This window comes from Paenibacillus sp. 2003 (assembly GCF_031455635.1).
GTDB classification, from domain to species: Bacteria; Bacillota; Bacilli; order Paenibacillales; family Paenibacillaceae; genus Paenibacillus; species Paenibacillus amylolyticus_B.
In genome coordinates, this window is sequence record NZ_JAVDTB010000001.1 from 1,602,493 (window position 1) to 1,622,229 (window position 19,737).

At 46.2% G+C, this 19,737-nt stretch carries 15 protein-coding genes; 14 read left to right on the forward strand and 1 reads right to left on the reverse strand.

What is annotated here, in order from left to right; genetic code table 11:
• Positions 1–9 precede the first annotated feature (9 nt).
• From J2X75_RS07190 to J2X75_RS07230, 9 genes are all read left to right on the forward strand, one after another.
• Entirely contained in the window at positions 10–2,586 is a 2,577-nt protein-coding gene (locus J2X75_RS07190; RefSeq protein ID WP_310335320.1) for a DUF5696 domain-containing protein, read from the forward strand.
• A 53-nt stretch (positions 2,587–2,639) separates the two neighbouring features.
• Positions 2,640–3,485 carry a carbohydrate ABC transporter permease gene (locus J2X75_RS07195; protein ID WP_082219083.1) on the forward strand — a complete coding sequence of 282 codons (846 nt, stop codon included), beginning with the start codon at positions 2,640–2,642 and terminating at the stop codon, positions 3,483–3,485.
• A gap of 17 nt (positions 3,486–3,502) precedes the next feature.
• Positions 3,503–4,450 carry a carbohydrate ABC transporter permease gene (locus J2X75_RS07200; RefSeq protein ID WP_105598719.1) on the forward strand — a complete coding sequence of 316 codons (948 nt, stop codon included), beginning with the start codon at positions 3,503–3,505 and terminating at the stop codon, positions 4,448–4,450.
• Positions 4,451–4,508: 58 nt separating this feature from the next.
• On the forward strand, positions 4,509–4,643 hold the full coding sequence (locus tag J2X75_RS07205) for a hypothetical protein (RefSeq protein ID WP_256704251.1): 135 nt from the start codon (positions 4,509–4,511) through the stop codon (positions 4,641–4,643).
• Positions 4,644–4,724: 81 nt separating this feature from the next.
• Positions 4,725–6,431, forward strand: coding sequence for an RICIN domain-containing protein (locus tag J2X75_RS07210; RefSeq protein WP_150367243.1), 1,707 nt, complete (start codon positions 4,725–4,727; stop codon positions 6,429–6,431).
• A 293-nt stretch (positions 6,432–6,724) separates the two neighbouring features.
• Entirely contained in the window at positions 6,725–9,076 is a 2,352-nt protein-coding gene (locus J2X75_RS07215; RefSeq protein WP_310335326.1) for a helix-turn-helix domain-containing protein, read from the forward strand.
• A gap of 275 nt (positions 9,077–9,351) precedes the next feature.
• Positions 9,352–10,206: an ABC transporter permease gene (locus tag J2X75_RS07220; RefSeq protein WP_307543144.1), complete on the forward strand. Its 855-nt coding sequence runs from the start codon at positions 9,352–9,354 to the stop codon at positions 10,204–10,206.
• Positions 10,207–10,233: 27 nt separating this feature from the next.
• On the forward strand, positions 10,234–11,163 hold the full coding sequence (locus J2X75_RS07225; RefSeq protein ID WP_091030502.1) for a carbohydrate ABC transporter permease: 930 nt from the start codon (positions 10,234–10,236) through the stop codon (positions 11,161–11,163).
• A 20-nt stretch (positions 11,164–11,183) separates the two neighbouring features.
• Positions 11,184–12,842 (forward strand): ABC transporter substrate-binding protein, encoded by a 1,659-nt coding sequence (locus J2X75_RS07230; RefSeq protein WP_397383216.1) that lies wholly within the window; start codon positions 11,184–11,186, stop codon positions 12,840–12,842.
• 223 nt (positions 12,843–13,065) lie between these two features.
• Here the strand turns inward: J2X75_RS07230 and J2X75_RS07235 are convergent, their stop codons facing one another.
• On the reverse strand, positions 13,066–14,208 hold the full coding sequence (locus J2X75_RS07235) for a family 8 glycosyl hydrolase (RefSeq protein WP_310335332.1): 1,143 nt from the start codon (positions 14,206–14,208) through the stop codon (positions 13,066–13,068).
• Between the two features lie 289 nt (positions 14,209–14,497).
• On the opposite strand from J2X75_RS07235, the gene J2X75_RS07240 reads away from it, so the two are divergent.
• The 5 genes from J2X75_RS07240 (at position 14,498) to J2X75_RS07260 (ending at position 19,736) form a co-directional block, all read left to right on the forward strand.
• On the forward strand, positions 14,498–15,775 hold the full coding sequence (locus J2X75_RS07240; RefSeq protein WP_310335334.1) for an SGNH/GDSL hydrolase family protein: 1,278 nt from the start codon (positions 14,498–14,500) through the stop codon (positions 15,773–15,775).
• Between the two features lie 41 nt (positions 15,776–15,816).
• Positions 15,817–16,590 (forward strand): alpha/beta hydrolase, encoded by a 774-nt coding sequence (locus J2X75_RS07245; RefSeq protein WP_310335335.1) that lies wholly within the window; start codon positions 15,817–15,819, stop codon positions 16,588–16,590.
• 71 nt (positions 16,591–16,661) lie between these two features.
• Positions 16,662–17,297 (forward strand): glycoside hydrolase family 11 protein, encoded by a 636-nt coding sequence (locus J2X75_RS07250; protein ID WP_310335337.1) that lies wholly within the window; start codon positions 16,662–16,664, stop codon positions 17,295–17,297.
• A gap of 133 nt (positions 17,298–17,430) precedes the next feature.
• On the forward strand, positions 17,431–18,270 hold the full coding sequence (locus J2X75_RS07255) for a formylglycine-generating enzyme family protein (protein ID WP_310335339.1): 840 nt from the start codon (positions 17,431–17,433) through the stop codon (positions 18,268–18,270).
• A gap of 350 nt (positions 18,271–18,620) precedes the next feature.
• Positions 18,621–19,736 carry a response regulator transcription factor gene (locus J2X75_RS07260; RefSeq protein WP_310335341.1) on the forward strand — a complete coding sequence of 372 codons (1,116 nt, stop codon included), beginning with the start codon at positions 18,621–18,623 and terminating at the stop codon, positions 19,734–19,736.
• The last annotated feature ends 1 nt before the right edge of the window (position 19,737 follow it).

The following is a 19,737-nucleotide window of genomic DNA, read 5'->3' on the forward strand; positions in this document are numbered from 1 at the left end:
GAAATTGTTATGAATTATACCATAGCCAAAAAAATAACAGGAATGCTGCTCGCGGGCAGTCTGCTTCTTGGCGGTTGTCAATTCTCGCCAACACCGCTCGCTCACGAGACAGTGACTGCCGCTGATCCGACGGACTTTCCCTCCCTGCCTCCCGGAGAGAAACTGAAATCATCGTTCAGCGATGTCCGCCTTCCCGGCATGGTAGGCATTGCGCAGAATGCTGCGCTGCAATTGTTCATTAACGAAGAGACTGCCGAAATTGCAGTGATTCACACGCAGAGCGGCCAGATCTGGCGCAGCAATCCTGCAGATCGTGAGCAGGATGGGGTTGCAACCGGGATAAACAAAGACCTTTTGTCATCACAAACGAAGCTCAGCTTCTTCAACAGCCTTGGACAGAGCAGCACCGTGAATTCCTTCACGGATAGTGTTGCACACAAGCAGATAAGCTATGAGGTGCTGCCAAGCGGCGTGCGGGTCCACTACCAGTTTGGAAGCACTGAGCGATCCATAGAAGACTTGCCGATGAAGATCAGCAAGGAGCGATTTGAACAAAAGCTGCTTGCACAGCTAGACAAGGCCGGGCAGCGGGCCTTGAAGGTCGGCTATGCGGAAGACAAGGATGAAGGCGCTTACGTCCGGATTGATAAGGCGATGCAAGGATTGCAATTGTCCCGGGCCTTGAAGGCTTTTGACACAGCCGGTTACACATCGGAGGATCTGGCTCAGGATCATGCCGAGTTCGGCATTGAAGAGGAACGAAGTGGACCACGGCTATTTATGCTTACGATGGAATATGAGCTGGATGGAGAGGATCTGCTCGTGCGTGTTCCGTCCTCAGGCATACATTTTCCGGAGGAATATCCGATCAACAGCATATCTGTAATGGATTACTTCGGGGCCGGGGGTACAGAAGAAGAGGGCTCCATACTGGTGCCGGACGGTTCAGGAGCGCTGATCCATTTTAACAATGGCAAGCTGCAGTATCCTGCCTATCAACAAGATGTATACGGACCGGATATGACCATGAAACTGCGGGAAGCAAGTTCGAATGAAGCCAGAGCCAGGTTGCCGGTATTTGGACTGATTCGGAAAGAGGGGGCTTTCCTGGGCATTATTGAAGAAGGGGATGCCGTCGCAGTTGTGAATGCCGATATCAGCGGTAAGCTGAACAGTTACAACAACGTATATCCCAGCTTCTATGTAGTGAACAAGAGCGATGTGACGCTTCAGGCAAGTGATATGGTTCGTACACTTCCGAAATTCCAGAAGAAACCGACCGCGTCTGATTTCGTCGTTCGATATGCTTTTGTCGGGGCGGATAAGGCCTCGTACTCGGGGCTTGCATCTCTCTATCGGGATTATCTGATGCAAAACGGCGGACTTCCCGAGTTGAACGCCAGCAAGGAGCAAAGTAACGTTCCCTTTTATCTGCAACTGTTCGGCGGCATGACAACAAGGCAGCATATGCTGGGCATACCGTATGATTCAACGGAGGCTTTGACCACGTTTGATGAAGCCAAAAACATTCTCTCCGCCTTGACGGAGAAGAAGGTATCCAATATTCAGGTGCGCTATGCGGGATGGCTTAACGGGGGGCTTCATCATCGACTGCCGGATTCCATTCAAGTAGACGGCGCGGTAGGCGGAAAAAAGGGATTGCGGGAATTCAGCGCATACACCCAAGAAGCGGGCATCGGTTTCTATCCCGATATCGCTCTGCTGAATGTGCAATCCAAAAAAGGGTTTAAACCGTCCAAAGAAGCTTCACGCACATTAACTCAGGAACCGGCGGTCTTGTATCCGATGAACCAGGCCATCCAGAGGAGGGACCGGGATCGTTCACCATCCTATGTGCTATCGCCCAACTTGCTGGAGGACGTGACGGCAGACATGTTAGATGAGCTCAGGTCCCTTCAAAAGGATGGACTGTCGCTGAGCCTGAATGATCTGGCAGCTCAGTTAAACAGCGATATGAATCCGAAAAAGCTGGTGGACCGAACACAAGCGCTTGGCTCCGTGAAGAAGGCACTTGAACAGATCGGGCAGCAGGCTGGCTCGCTTGTTGCTGAAGGCGGGAACGCTTATGCCCTGCCGTATGTAACTGGTCTGACAGATGCGCCGATGACCAGCAGTCGTTTCAAGCTGGAGGATGAAGAGATTCCGTTCTATCAGCTCGTTGTACACGGCAGCATCGGTTATACGGGGACGCCATACAATCTCTCCACATATACGAATGCAAGGCAATATGTGCTGAAGCTGATTGAATATGGAGCCAGTCCTTACTTTGCATGGTTCAATGCGCCAAACCATGTTGTGAAAGAAACGGATTATGATGATCTCTACGCGGCGAATTATGAACAATGGATCGATCTGGCTGCCGAGATCTACAACGAGGTGAACCAGGTGAACCAGCCGTTTGCCGGACGTTCCATGATATCTCATGAATCCCTGGAGGAGGGCGTCTTCCGGACAACATATGAAGGTGGCGGGTTCGTAATCGTCAATTATAACGACTTCCCTGTAGAAGTTGACAACGATACAGTGGAAGCCCAAAGCTATGTGACTGGTGGTGAGCAGCTCTGAAGACGCTCCTGAAATGGAAATGGGGAAGTCGTACGTATGCTCAGCAGAAAGCCATGTGGGGCGTAATCTACGTGCTTCCCTGGCTCATTGGTTTTGTGTTGTTTTTCTTCATTCCGCTGTTAGCCTCTCTGCGATACAGCATGAGTACAATTCAAGCTAACGCTGAAGGCATAGCGATTCAGTTCAACGGTGTTGCCAATTACATTCAGGCGCTGACCGTCAATACAAGCTTTAACCGTGCGTTAATTGAGGCGATCACAGACGTACTCATCAACGTACCGCTTATCGTTATATTCAGTCTGTTCCTTGCCGTCATCCTGAATCAGAAGTTCAGGGGCCGGGCTGTAGCGCGGTCGATCTTTTTCCTGCCCGTTATTCTGGCATCGGGAGTGATTATGACACTGGAGAGCACCAGCCTGATTGAAGCGGTTAATCAGAGCAGCACAGGTGGAAGCTCACTCGGGACATTTGAACTCGAAAATCTGATGGTTAACGCCGGAGTGAGCGATTGGATCGTCACGTATCTGAGCAGCGCCGTAGATCGGATCTATCAGATCGTCAGTCAATCCGGTGTACAAATTTTGATCTTTTTGGCAGGGATCCAGACGATTTCCCCTCAACTGTATGAGGCTTCGAAGATGGAAGGGGCGACGGGTTATGAAGCCTTCTGGAAAATTACGTTTCCGATGGTCAGCCCGCTTATTTTTGTCAATGCGATCTATACAATCATTGATTCGTTTGCCAATAACGCCATGACGGAACTGATCCGGGATACCGGCTTCGTCAAATTTGACTTTGGATTAAGTTCTGCCATGGCATGGGTCTACTTTTTGGCCATTGCCATCATTCTGGTTATCGTAAACATCATTTTCTCGAAGCGAGTCTTCTATCAAGATTAGAAAGGAGGGTGTCCCACGTGACAACATCACGATTATTATCGCTGGAGCATTGGAAAGGCTGGCTGTGGGCCATGATCCGATTCGTTCTGATTACCGGGCTTTCCTTCGTTATCCTGTTTCCCATATTTCAGAAGGTTTCCACATCCATCAAAGCTAAAGGTGATCTGTATTCGGCAGTGGTGGTGTGGATTCCACAGAACTTCTCCATCGACAATTTCAAAGAGGCGATACGTGTAATGGATTACTGGGCAACGCTGTTTAATACGTTTGCCCTGTCTGCAACGACTACACTGCTGACTACAGCATCCTGTGCACTTGCAGGATACGGATTCGCCAGACTGAAATTCAGGGGAAGCAACTGGCTGTTTGCTGGTGTAATTCTGACGATTCTTGTACCGCCAACGACCATTCTCATTCCGGTATATTTGAATCTGAAAAGCTTTGACCTGATGGGGCTTATGACGCTTATAGCCGGCAAACCTGTTAATTTGCTTAACACCTATTGGCCGTTTATTCTTACGGCGATTACGGCCAATTCACTTAAGGCCGGCTTGTACATCTTTATCTTCCGGCAATTCTTCAGAGGTATTCCGAAGGAAGTGGAGGAGGCGGCCTATGTGGACGGCGCGGGCATCGGACGAACATTTTCAAGAATCATGCTGCCCAATGCCATTCCGTCCATGGTAACAGTCATGCTGTTTTCCTTCGTATGGCAGTGGAACGACAGCTTCTATACGACGACTTATCTGACTTCAAGTAAAGTCATGTCGACTCAGTTATCGTCCCTTCCGTATAATCTGGCCCAGCAGGTTACTGACGGTGCAGCTTCCCAGGCCGATCCGTTCTATCTGAGCATGATCCAGGATACAGGAATTCTTCTTGCCATTCTGCCTTTGATCGTCATCTATTTGTTTGTGCAACGATATTTCGTAGAGAGTGTAGAACGTACGGGAATCGTCGGTTAAGTTAAGTTCTTATGTACGTTTGGAGTGGGATCAGACTGGAAGAGGGAGGAGGAACATCATGCAACATTCCATCTGTGAAAAGGGGGCATGTAACGATCTCATGAACGTCTGCTCACAGCAGAACCGCGATCCTTCCCTGCGCAGGATCCCCCTGCTGGTGTGGAACGGGCTGCGGGAGCGGGCGCCGACCTGAGCGATCTGTTTGATCAGAGATACTCTGACGCAGCTTACCCGCAATATTGCAAGGCAATATATCAGATCAGGAGGAATTAAAGTGAAGAAGTTCATGACATCTTGTAAGCTTGTACTCATTCTGGCTTTATTAATTACAATTGCTCCATGGGGAGGCAGCCGCGCCGAAGCATGGGTGGGTATGCCGATGGGCAAGCTTCACGTAAACGGCAAAAACCTGGTGAACAGCAACAACCAGCCTGTGCTTCTGAACGGTTGGCATCAACCCTCAGGTGCCTACTGGACATATCAGGACAGCAATTATTATCTCAACCTGCACGGTAATAACCGTCATGCAGCTACACTGGCTTATCTGAAAGACATTACTGATACATTTGCGGACACCAGCGCGAAATACGGAAGCAATCATGGCTGGAATATGAATCAGGTACGTCTGTTCATCGATCGTCAGGACATGGGAGATGTGGCTGCTGGTACATATAACTTTGCCGGTGTGCAGACCGTTACGCAAAATGTAATTATTCCGTACATTCAATATGCCAAAACAAAAGGTGTCTATGTTGTCCTGGGACTGGACTTCACATTGAAGGATGATCAGGCAACAACACCTGCCAACCTGCAAAAATTCAACGAAATCTGGGGTTATCTCGCTTCACGCCCGGAGATCAAAAGTGCAGACAACGTTCACTTCGAACTGATCAACGAACCGGTGAAATCCTATGCCAATGGACATTGGGGTGGATACAACGGGGAAAATGACTTTGTGGATCACTGGAATGACCTGCGTAATTTCCAAAATTCCATGATTTCAACAATTCGCAGCAAAGGTGCGGACAATGTCATCTGGGCGGCAGGTCTGGGATACAACCAATTTTACAGCTTGACGGCAAGCCACCCATTGACTGATCCGCTCAATAACTATGGATATGCGGTTCACTGGTACCCTGGTTATGGCGCATATGACAACTTCTCTATCCTGCAAGACCAGTGGAATACCAACGTGAAGGCAGCTGCTGACAAATATCCGATTAACATTACCGAGGTAACCTGGTTCAAAAACAAACCTGGCGATTCGGCCTATTGGAACTTGTTTAATGGCAGCAATGAAGGGTTTGGCACCAATACCAAAACGATTTTCAACGCAGCAGGCAATGTCAGCATTGCAGCTCATATGAACGGATTCATTCTAAGTGAAGGACCACGAAGCTCCTTTGCCGACCCAACGGCTGGACTGAAATGGGATGGAGATGCTTCACGGAGTGCCATGGGACGATTCCTGTTCAACTGGTACCATGAACGTGCCCAGACTTATCCGGGCAGTGGACAAGGTGGCGGACCGACAACGGGTCTTGTATCCGGTGCAACTTATAAAATCGTAGCCCGGCATTCCAACAAAGTTGTTGATGTTCCTGGTGGTCAAAATGAAAATAATCTTCAGCTCCAGCAGTGGAGCGATCTGGGCGGTAACCCCCAGAAGTGGGTTCTGACTTCGATCGGTAACGGCAACTATACACTGACAAGTGTGAACTCGCCGGACAAAGTCATCGACATTCGCAACGGTACCCTCACCAATGGGGAAGCGGTTCAACTCATGAGCAATCTGAACACAACCGCTCAGCATTTTAAGGTCAACGATCTTGGTAACGGTTACTGGAGTATCATTAACGTGAACAGCAATAAAGCGATTGAAGTGGCAAACGCTTCCACTTCGGATGGAGCCAAGCTGCAGCAGAACACCTACACAGGTGCTACAAACCAACAATGGAAATTTGTTGCCGTTAGCAATTAATAAGGACAATGTTAAACAAAAACCTCCCCAAGTCATTCCATATCTTGGGGAGGTTATTTGCGTTTATTTTTAATACTTTGGGAATGAGACCATGCGAAGGTAAAATACAACTATATTTGTGCGTCAACCCGCAGAGTGACAATTATTTTCATGCAAGCATTGTACGCTGCAGTATGTAAATGTACCATAAGGAAGAAGTTGTACCTTCACCAGGAAGAAATGCCCGGTGTATCATTGAACAGCTACCTTATCACAGAGAAATGTAAGCGCTTGATAAAAAAGGGAGGGTACATATGCAGCTCCTATGGTCCAAATTTTCACCCGTATTCCGCCGATTCCTCATTTCGTATCTTGTCATTCTAATGATTCCTCAAATTGCGGGATATGCCTCTTACCGAGCTTCCATTGAAGCAGCCCGTTCCAGCTCCATTGAGAACAGTTTGAAGTCGCTGAGTCTTGGCAAAGAGATCATTGAGCGAAATCTCCTTCAAGTCGAAGCTTTTACCAGACAACTTGCCGTCAATCCCGATTTGCAAAATTTAATTGCTGGCCCAAAGCCGCATGATCTCTACAATGTCTACGGTATGAACCGCATGCAGCGGAGCCTCTCCATGTACAGCAGTACCAATGATTACTTGTCTCATTTCTTCATTCACATTCCGAACTACAATGCCATCATCACACCAAGAACTGTGTATTATCGTCCAGAGCATTATTATGCTGCCAATCAGCTGGACGGTATGTCGTTTGAACAATGGCATGACCAAATTCTCAAACAACCACACTTTAATGAAATCATACCGCTTCGAAACTATAAACGTGAAATACTGGGCACTGTGCTTGCAGACGTTCCCGCCATTACGTTTCTGCAATCTCTGCCTTTGAACAGCTTCAACAAACCGCAAGCGACGATTGGTGTCATGATTGATCAGGATCAGATGGCAAGCCTTACTCAAAATATTGTGGATCAATATGGCGGCTGGACTCTCGTCACCGATGCGGAAGGGCAGATCATTTTCTCCCTTGGCATTGAACAGGCCGAGGCTGAGCAAATGGCACAGAATCATCGGAGAGAAGGTAACACTGGGGAAACGGAGTTGAACGTGCAGAATGTACAGCCTGGAAGTGATGGTCGGCTGCTGATATCGATACAGTCCAGTCAAAATGGATGGAATTACATGGCAGGGATTCCGGAGAAAGCACTCATGACAAAAGCGGACCAAATCAAACAAGTCACGCTGGTCTTTACTTTGGCAACCATTGCCTTGGGACTGTTATTCGGGCTGGTTCTGGCCTATCGGAATAGTGCACCCGTTTACAGATTGTTGGCCTCTTTTCGGGAACAAATCACCGATTCTCCAGGCAGACGGGGCAATGAATATGATTTTTTGGCAAGCCATATTAACAATCTGATTGCTAATAATGACTCACTTAAAAACGCCATGAATGAGCAGATTCCGTTATTGAGAGACGGTTTTATCAAACGTTTGTTAACCGGAGAAGTCTATACCTCACTTGAGTTGGAGGTTATCTCATCCCAGGCGCACATTTCTCTTCATAGCAGCAAGGGCTTGGCAGGCTTAGTGAAGGTAAACGGATATGCCAATCCGGACAGTGAAGAAACTATCCATGAACTGGGTGTTGCAAGGCTGCTTATCAAACAAGTACTTACAGAATGGAATGCGCAGCTGCTGATCACGGATTGGGGAACAGACCAGATCGCTTTTGCCTGTCCATTGGATGAGAACTCACTGAATGAAGCTATGGGGAGATGTGAAAAAGAGCTGAACACCTTGATGGAAGTGATCTACCGGGAGCATCGGATATCCACAACAATTGGCACAGGTGCAGCTTACGAGGTCTGGAATGATGCGGGTCGCTCCTTTGACGAAGCCAAACAAGCTCTGGATTATGCCATTCATATGGGAACAGATCATCTGGTGAGATTTGAAGATACGATGAAGGAAAATGAAATGTACTATTATCCGATTGAGTCTGAACAGCGCCTGCTGAACACGATCAAAGTCGGTGAGCCTGAAGAGGCGATACGCATTCTGGAGCAATTGTTTCTTCGTAATTTAGAGGAGCGGGAACTGTCCTACGAGATGACGCAGCAGTTCATCATGGAGCTGAAGGGAACTTTTCTGAAGCTGGACGAACCAAAATTCAAGCTGGATGCCTCCCTGCTTGAGGAATATAAATCTCGAGTGACATCCATTCAGATGACAGAAACGATTACTTCGCTGCGTGCAAAATTCAAACAGTTAACAGAAGACATCTGTGGTGATTTCCAGAGAAGAAGAGCAGGAGCACATGCGGATACTGTAAACGAAATGATTTGTTTTATCCAACATAATTATGGGGATGCAAACTTGACGATCTATCGGATTGCCGAGCACATGAGCAAGTCCGAGAAGTTTATATCCCAACTGTTCAAAGAACATACAGGAGAGAATCTTTCCGATTATGTAGAACGGGTACGCATTGATGCTGCTTCGAACTTGTTGCACTCTACCGGTCAGACCATTGACGAAATAGCGGAGGCCACCGGGTATAATAGTGCACATTCATTCCGCCGAGCTTTCAAGCGGGTACGCGGCATTTCTCCGAGTGTGTTTCGGAAAATGGACGTTCATAGCAGTTAATGTAGGCTGTTTCTCGGGAACTATATTCGCTTTTTGTACTTTCTCAGCGTAATTGTACCTTTACGCATCCCCAGCGCAATCTTATGATTACTCAAAAAGTAAGCGCTACCAAGTCGAGTTGCAGTTCAGCACGATTTGGAGCCAAGAATGGGGGGATGATTCTGAGAACCACAATGACCAGTGAATCAAAGTCCGTGGAGAAACCAAGTAAACCGTTTGCCTTGAAGCAAGCATTATCCAGAAGCTGGAGGCGACATTGGCAGCTGTATCTGCTGATCCTGCCACCGATTGCTTACTTTATTATTTTCAAGTATGTACCCATGGTGAATGCGGTCCTGGCATTTAAAGATTACAACGTCATCAAGGGGATCTGGGGCAGTCCGTGGGCCGGAACCAAGTATTTCGAATTACTTTTTCAGAATCCGGCGTTTGTCATGCTGATCAAGAACACGCTCTACATTTCGTTTTACAGCCTGATCGTTGGTTTCCCGATTCCTATATTACTGGCGCTGGCGCTGAACGAAATCAAAAACATACGATTCAAAAAAACAGTACAAATGGTGACGTATGCTCCATATTTCATCTCTACCGTTGTTATGGTCTCCATCATTATGCTCTTTCTGTCTCCTAGGCTGGGTATTGTCAACACGATTGCAGGTGCCCTTGGTTTCGAAGGGGTGAATTTTCTCGGTGAGCCTGGACTGTTTCGATCCATCTATGTATTCTCTGATGTGTGGCAGGGAATGGGGTACTCCGCTGTGATATATCTGGCCGCTCTGGCAGGTGTTGATCCATCCCTGTATGAAGCCGCCAAAGTGGACGGAGCCAACCGAATACAGAAAATCATTAATGTTGATCTGCCTGGACTACTTCCGGCAGCCGTCATCATTCTGATCCTGAGTGTAGGGAATATCATGGCTGTTGGGTTCGAAAAAATATATTTGCTGCAAAATCCGCTCAACCTGTCTGCTTCGGAGATCATCTCCACGTATGTCTATAAAATAGGATTGCTGAATGCCAATTACAGCTTCGCTACTGCGGTTGGCCTGTTCAACTCGGTGATTAACCTGATTCTGTTATTAATCGTAAACGCGGTCGCCAAGCGACTGTCCAATACAAGCTTATGGTAACGGGAGCGAAAGGAGGAGAAGCAACCCATGCCTAACACACAGACAAATGCAGGACGTTCGCGGATCAAGAGCAGCAGTACGATTCGTGAATCCTGGGGAGACCGCGTATTTATAACGGTTGTTTATTTCATGCTGACAGTTGTGCTGATTGCCGTGCTGTATCCCTTGATATATATTGTGAGTTCTTCGCTCAGCAGCCCTGCTGCCGTCTCCTCGGGAAAAGTCTGGTTGTGGCCCATTGACCTGACGTTTGACGGTTACAAGTCTGTATTGCGGAATGATCAAGTCCTTACCGGCTATGCTAATTCCCTTTTTTATACAGCCTGCGGCACCTTCATCAGCGTGGCACTGACCATTATGATTGCTTATCCATTATCCAAAAAAACGTTTGTTGGTCGCAGCTCGTTAATGATGTTTATTACCTTCACCATGCTGTTCTCGGGCGGTTTGATTCCTACCTATCTGGTGGTCAAAACCATGGGACTGATTGATACTCGCTGGGCGTTGCTGATTCCCAATGCCGTCTGGGTATGGCAAGTCATCATTGCCCGTACCTTTTTTCAGAATTCGATACCGGAAGAATTGTCCGAAGCAGCAGACATCGATGGCTGCAGTGACATCCGGTTTATCTTCAGTATTATCCTGCCACTCGCCAAACCGATTATCGCCGTGTTGTCACTTATGTACGCAGTCGGTCAGTGGAATGCATACTTTGACGCCCTCATCTATCTGAAATCACAGTCGCTCTATCCGCTACAGCTGATATTGCGCAGTATTCTTATTCTGAACAGCAGTACGGGGAACATGGATGCATCGGAAATGATCAAACAGCAGCAGATGGCTGAACTCATGAAGTACTCGTTAATTGTGATGGCCAGTTTGCCTGTGCTAATCATCTATCCTTTTGTTCAACGGTATTTCGTGCAAGGCATGTTGATTGGCTCAGTCAAAGGATAAGTTCATTTTTTCTATTATTCATGAGGGAGAGGATTATATTGAAAAAAGCGGGATTCATCATTCTTGCCTGTATGCTGTTTACCTCGTTGGTACTTGCCGGATGTTCAAGCTCTGATAAGGGGAACGGGGAAGGCAGCGATCCATCAGGCAAGACGGCCATTAATGTGTTTGCCCACCAAGGTTCGGATACCAACCTGTCCACTAATAAATTCACGAAGAAAATGGAAGAGAAGTTTGATATTCAGTTCAACTGGACCACGGTTCCATTCGACGGTGCAGCGGAGAAAAGACAGATTTCACTGGCTTCCGGTGATTATCCGGACTTGTATCTGCTCATCCCTTGGGTAGATCGTTTCTCCCAGACAGACTTGTTGAAGTTTGGTCAGCAGGGGGTTATTTTGCCGCTGAATGATCTGATTGAGGAGCATGCTCCCAATATTAAAAAAGTGCTTGAAAGCAATGACTATTATCGGGCCATGAACACTGCTCCCGACGGAAATATCTATGGTCTGACGGGTCTGAATGAATGTTTTCACTGTTCGTACCCGAACAAGATGTGGGTTAACACCAAATGGATGGAACAACTGGGTTTGACCGAACCCGCGACGACAGAAGAATTTAAGGAAATGCTTCAGGCATTTAAAACGAAAGACCCGAACGGGAACGGTAAGGCCGACGAAGTACCGCTAAGCGGTTCGACTGAAAATTTCGGTGTGCACATTATTCCGTACTTGATGAACGGTTTTATCTATGACGACGATCGGAATTATCTCATTGTCAATCAGGGGAAAGTGGAGACCGTAGTGAACAAACCGGAATGGAAAGAAGGGCTTGCCTATATTAAATCCCTGTACGATGAAGGATTGATTGATCCAGGGGCATTTACCCAAAACGTCGGGGCCTTCAAAAAAATTGGCGATAACGCTGATGCACAGCTTCTCGGTGCGGGAGCAGCGATGCATCCATCATTATTCGTAACCACTGCCGAAGGTTCTCCTTACGGAAATGATTACAATCCCATCCCTCCATTGAAGGGACCCCATGCTGCTTATGCTACGTACAACTATCCGATTGATCCCGGAGCGTCCTTTGTACTGACAAACAAAGCCAGTGAGGAAACGCAGATCGCGGCCATAAAGCTGCTGGATTATATCTATACCCAGGAAGGAACCATGGCATCATATTTGGGAGAAGAGGGCGTAAGCTGGCGCAAACCACAAGAAGGAGAAGTGGCGCTCAATGATCAGATTGAGCCGTTATATAAAGCCATTCCTCTTCCTTCTGGAGAAGAACCTCGTAATGACAGTTGGGCTGCATTGAGTCAGTACAATCATTATCAGGCATATCGGGACTCCGAAGTACAGGGGACAGACATCTATGCCAATGATGGTGGTGAGCGACGTCTCTATGAGGCGACATTGTTAATGGAGGGCAAGGAACCAAAAGAGATTTTCCCTCATTGGGCATTGTGGGTAGATCCGTCCCAAGCTGATGAAGCCAGCATGATGCAGACCAATCTCAAGGATTACATCGATCAGAACGCCCTGCAATTTATTACAGGCGCCAAAAGTCTGGATAAGGATTGGGATGAATATGTGAAAGGCCTGGAGGGACTGAACATTAATCGATATCTGGAGATTATGCAGTCTTCCTATGATACTTCTTCTGTTTCCAAATAATTAAAGTATCTGAATTATATCCAGTCAGAGCGGGAAAAGGTACTGCCTGTATTTGCACAACCAAACGTTCCCGGTTCGCAGTCAACATATGCGAGCCGGGAACGTTTTTTAATTGATATAGATTAATCGTTATATCATTGCATTCTTCTTAGAATTCTGTGATTGAACCTGTCCTGCAAGCCAAACGTTCACAGGACAGGTTCAACGGCTCGTACACATTCCCTTAGTACATGCGATATCTTCCGCTTAGAGCCAGCATGCTGAAAAAATACAGGCAATTGTCGTAATAACGTCGCTCACCCTGACGCAGAGGTGTGCTCCAGAACTTACGAACGAATGTGTCAGCATGTGGACCGTCCGCAGCAAGTGAAGCCATGGCATTGGTAGCCAGCAAACCTACAGGATGCAGTGAAGGTTCGTCGAAAGGTTCACCTTCTATTGTATAACGACGATAATCGGACATTTCAATATCACTGAAGAAGGATTGAATCCGGTTGGATTGCTCGATCTGCCAGTGATCCTTGCGGAACCATTCCCAGTCCAGCGCAATATTTGCAGCAGTACGATATGCATCACTGTAAAAATGCCTGAAATCCCCATGTGGCTGTATTGGAGCCGGAGAGCCGTCATAGTTCGCATATTCAGGTGAAAGTCCTGTTACGGGATGGCAAGCTGTATGCAGGTAAGCCCGACTAGCGGCCGCCGCTTCATTCCAAAAAGCCTGATCTTCTTCATCCGCATATTTCCCGAATAGTTCATAAAAATGAGGCAGATGGTAGGACGGGTCGCTAAACGGTGTTTCTGGAATGAATTTGATCAGTTTTGTTTCCGGGTCCCACATGGGGTCACCTTCGCCGTCTTCGCCCTGATGTATACATGCACGAAGGATTTTGCGGGCTTGTGCCTTGTAATCATAAGGTTCAGCGCCATCGCCCCAGCGGTTAGAGGCGAAAAAAAGCGCCATGGCAAAAAACTCCTCACCATCAGGAGCAGGACCTTGTGAGAGTCTGGTTCCGTCAGGCTTGCAATGCCAAGCGAAGTAATCTTTGTATCGACCCTCGGTATGCTGCATAAACGTGTGGGAGAAATTCCAGATTCGATTAAATTCTTCCTTTTTGTCCATCTGAACAGCCATCATCATGCCATAAGACATGCCTTCGGAGCGAACATCGAGATTACCGGTGTCCAGCAAATAACCCTTGTCCTCACCCATGGGGTAATATATTCGAGTATTTTCATCGCCATAAAACAGCTCGTTCCATGTTTCTTCCAATCTGTTCGTGATCTCATTCTCATCGTAACCTAGCTTCGAAAACAGATTTGTATATGTACCCGTATCCCACGCGCCTTGACCCGTGATATTCATGTGTCTCCTCCTTCATCAATGCGGTTTTTCAAAATTATGACATGGAAATAGTATACAAATTAAAGCGTTTACATGAAAAATTATAGGTGTTCTAATTTGCATGTGATTGTAGTCGAATTAAAATGATATAGTGGTGGAAATCCTATAATTTGTCAGGTTGTTGTAAAATTATGTAAGGGATACACTTTGGGGGAAGGATCACACTTGATCCAATCATAGTCAAGCTGTGATCCTTTAAATGCTGTTTGAGGATGATCAGAATCTAGCCGAAAGGATGTGATGGTGATTTATGCTCCAGGATTCAGAAGATGCAGGTGAAAACACGGAATTCACTGCACCGCGCGATCCAGTCGGAGTGACAGCGTCAGCAGCCGCTATTGACTTTGAATCACATGGATATCGCGATATGATTGGCCGGTCTCTTCTGAACAAAGGGAAAAATGTCAGATTAAAACGAGCCATTGAGAAGGCAAAAAACGGCGAACCTGTTGTTATTGCTTATATTGGAGGCTCCATTACTCAAGGTGCTGGTGCAGTACCTATTCATCTCCAAAGTTATGCATACCGGTCGTATGAGTCATTCAAATTTATGTTTGCGCTTTCAAAAGATAGTCCGATTCATCTTATTAAAGCAGGTGTGGGAGGTACTCCTTCGGAATTGGGGATTGTACGTTATGATCGTGATGTGCTGAGGGGAGGTGCCGTTCAGCCGGATATTGTCATAATCGAATTCGCAGTCAATGACGCAGATGATGAAACCCAAGGTAAATGTTACGAGAGTCTGGTACTCAAAGCACTTACTGCCGATAACAAGCCAGCGGTCATCTTGTTATTCAGTGTATTCGAAAATGACTGGAATCTACAGGATCGTCTCGCTCCGGTAGGCTGGCATTATGATCTGCCCATGGTTAGTGTGAAGGATGCTGTGGTAGATCAGTTCAACAAGACAAAAGGTGAGGGCAACATTATTTCCAAAAAGCAATTTTTCCATGATATATATCATCCGACTAACACAGGACATCGGATTATGGCCGATGGTTTGGAATATTTGTTCGACGTGACGAATCGTTCTGAGTGGGATGAGAAAGATCATGATATTGAAAAGGCTCCGCTAATTGGCAATGAATTTGTTCATGTGAAGCTGTTGGATCGAAAAAACGGCAATACAATTGCCCGTATCGATGCTGGCTCGTTTTGCAAAACGGATACGGATTTGCAGATGGCTGAGATGGATGCTCATGACTATGGAACACCCCAGTTCCCCAACAACTGGAAGCGTACAGGAGAGGAAATAGAGGCTCAAAGCAGCTTTAAGATAAGTTTGCAGTGCAGACGCCTCATTCTAATCTTCAAGGATTCGGGTAACGACGAATTCGGAACCGCACATATCAAGGTTGATGGGCTAATTGTCCAAAAAGTCGATCCGCGTAAAATCAACTGGACCCATTGCCATGCCACACTTCTGATTAACGAAGAGCATGTGGGGGAGCACTCCATAGAGATCGAAATGGCGGAAGGTCATGAACATAAATGTTTCACCATTCTGGGGTTTGGCTATGTGGATTAACTGAAGACTGATAGTCACTCATATGTTCGGAGGAAAAGAGAATGGAATTGATCTCACCAGCAGTAACGGGATATGACCAGTATCGGGAGAATATACCACGTGGAGTCATGGAGATGGTAGAGTATCCTTCCACCACGGTTGGCAATTCCCGTAAAGCGATGGTGTACACCCCACCAAAATTTTCTTCGACAACGATGTATCCTGTACTTTTTCTTTTGCATGGTATTGGTGGAGATGAAACCGAATGGCATACTCATGGTTCTCCCCAAATTATTCTCGATAATCTGTACAACGATAACTTGCTTGAGCCGATGGTTATTGTTTTCCCCAACGGTCGCGCAATGTCGAATGACCGAGCTGAAGGAGACCTGTTTGAACCTGAGAAAATCAAAGCATTTAAACGGTTTGAATCCGATCTGCTCAACGATTTGATACCTTACATGGAGTTGAACTACCCTTTGCATAAAAGCCGGGATAAAAGGGCGATTGCTGGTTTATCCATGGGTGGAGGTCAATCCTTAAATATCGGATTAAGTAATCTAGACCATTTTGCATGGATCGGTGCTTTCTCCGCAGCCCCAAACACCAGAAGTCCGGAGCTGCTTGTCCCTGATCTTTCGAAAGCGCCTTCATTACTCTCGCTGTTATGGATCTCTTGCGGTGAACAGGACAATCTTATAGAGATTAGTCTTGGGGTTCACCAATATTTGGCGCAACACGGAGTACCTCACATTTGGCATGAGGAAAGTGGAGGACATGATTGGCCCGTATGGAAGAACGATCTGTATCTGTTTTCGCAACGTCTTTTCAAGTGAATTTGCTGAAGAACATTCATATCGGATTGTAGCATCAACCAAATCTATTAAAATATCAGGAGGTATTATCTATGTTCAAATTTAGCAAAAAATTGTTAACCGTTGTTCTTGCAGCTTCCATGAGTTTTGGTGTCTTCGCAGCAACATCGAGCGCAGCAACAGATTATTGGCAAAATTGGACAGATGGCGGAGGAACGGTCAACGCCGTGAATGGATCGGGCGGGAATTACAGCGTGAATTGGCAAAATACCGGGAACTTTGTTGTCGGGAAAGGGTGGACATACGGTACACCTAATCGAGTAGTCAATTACAATGCTGGTGTATTTTCTCCATCAGGTAACGGATATCTGACCTTCTATGGCTGGACAAGAGGCGCACTCATTGAATACTACGTGGTGGATAGCTGGGGAACATATCGTCCGACTGGCACATACAAGGGCACAATGACTAGTGATGGTGGCACATATGACATCTATACAACGATGAGATACAATGCACCTTCCATTGATGGTACGCAGACTTTCCCTCAGTATTGGAGTGTTAGACAGTCCAAGAGACCGACTGGTGTCAATTCTACCATTACGTTCAGCAATCATGTGAATGCGTGGGCGAGCAAAGGGATGTACCTTGGAAATAGTTGGTCCTATCAGGTGATGGCAACAGAGGGTTATCAAAGCAGCGGAAGCGCAAACGTGACGGTTTGGTAAAAATGATGTGATGCAGTTCAACGTCTGCACCTGAATTGGAATTCAATATTCCGGTAGCGTTGAGTAACGTTATTCTCCAGACTAACGGACCTCGACGTTGCCGGATTTAAGCTTAGTAAAGGAGAATAATTGAATGAGGAAGCTGGTATGGTTAACTTTAATCGCTATAGTTGTTAGTCTAAGTGCTTGTTCATCAAGTAATACCAAATTAAACGATGACTTGGTATTCGTCGAAGGGGGAGCCTTCAAGAGCAGTAAGCCGAGTCAGATTGATAAAAATGAAACGCTGGATTCCTTCTATATTGGCAAATACGAAGTGACTCAAAAAGAATGGATGGAGGTTATGGGGGAAAACCCTTCTGGCTTCAAGGGAGATGACCTGCCTGTTGAAATGGTCAGCTGGTATGACGCAGTGGAATACTGTAACCAAAAAAGTATAAAAGAAAACCTGAAACCTTATTACAATATAGACAAGGATAATCAGGACACGAATAATCACAATGAAAACGACAATATAAAATGGAATGTAACGATCAACGAGGACGCCAATGGTTACCGCTTACCCACAGAGGCAGAATGGGAATACGCTGCAAGCGGAGGTCAAAAGAGCTTAAATTACACATACAGCGGAAGTAATAATCCTGATGAAGTTGCTTGGTACTGGGTAAATGCCGGGGACAACATTTTGACAGGTGACTGGAGCTGGCCCGCTATTGAGAGCAACCGTAATCAAACCAAAAAAGTCGGAACTCAGAAGGCGAATGAGTTAGGAATCTATGATATGTCTGGGAATGTGAGAGAATGGTGCTGGGACTGGTACAGTGATTCGGAGAGTCCCAATCAATCCTGGCGAGTTGTAAAAGGCGGAGGCTGGATTGGCGGTGTCAATAACAATGAGATATCATTCCGTGGCAAATTTGATGCAAATGGTTTTGGTCCCGATCAAGGATTCCGTATTGTACGTGGAGAATAAAATGCCCTGCTTGTTATTGGATTACTTCTGAACTCGACCTATAATTTGTCGGGTGAAAACCTATAGTTTATCAGGTTGTTGTACAAAAATGTAAGCGTTACACTTGTATTGTCATCCCGGCGCTTCGTTATAATCGGAGCGTTCTTATAGTTAGTTCGGTCTGATAGATACATTTTTATGTTATTGATTAATGACGAGGAGACTGGTAGAAATCTCATTCTACAAGTTGTGCGAGCAGACAACATTCCTGCTGTTGTTCTGCTGTTTAGCGTTTTCAGAACAACTGGAATCTACCTATAGATATAGATAAAATACATGCAGCTGATCAAGGATAAAAGAGAGGTGAGCTAATGTACAAGGTCATTGTCGCGGATGATGAGCCGTTTATGCTAGAAGGATGGAGAACGATGATTGACTGGGGAGCTTGTGGATATAAACTCTGCGGGACGGCCACGGATGGGGAGGAAGCACTTGCTTTGTTCAACTCGGTTGAACCGGATCTTGTCGTCACTGATATTCAAATGCCTGTTATGGATGGTCTCGGTTTGATTCACACCTTGCGAGAAGATCTCGCTTATACCTCTAAAATTGTTATCGTTACAGGATACTCCGATTTTAATTACGCGAAGCAAGCCATACGGTATCAGGTCGATCAGTATGTGCTTAAACCTCTTGTTCCCGAGGAAATTCATCAAATCCTTATGGAAATGATTGAACCTCTGGACAAACGCAGAAATGAGCAAAAACAGCAAAATGGAGTCATGGTTACAGATGAAGCCTATGAAAATCATCTTAATGAATATCGAATAAGCGCAGAATATGATTTAGAGCAAATGATGAACATCTCCAAAGAGATCTTGGGGTTGATTGAAGCAGAAAACACGTATTCCATCGATATTGCAGTGAGTGGACTGTTAGAGAAGAGTGAGAAAGCAGAGGTTTCGTTGGAATGGATACATCATGTCATTCGATATATCCATGGGGAGTTGCTACGAAAATATGGAAAAAGAGAGGGTTGCAGAGAAATACTATGTGAAAAAGAATGGCATGAGGCTGCGAGTTGGTCTTCCGGCACATTGCAAGACCTGTGTGTTCGACTGTCCAAGCAACTTTCCCAGTCTGAATTGAAGCAAAAGACGGGTACGGGAGGACTGGTTGCAGAAGCAGTGAATGAATTGAAGCAACACTATCGAAGTAAAATTAAATTACAAGATGTAGCTAATCGTATTCACGTGAATTCTGCCTACCTGGGTCAACAGTTCAAGCGGGAGATGGGGGTCAGTTTCAGTGACTATGTGCACCAGCTACGTGTTGAGGAGGCCCGTAAACTCCTGCGACGTACCAATATGAAGATCACTGACATTGCATTCAGGCTAGGATATCATGATGCTGAATATTTCACCCAAAAGTTCAGAGCGCATACAGGGGAACTTCCGTCAGTCTATAAAAACAAAAACCAAGGGTGAT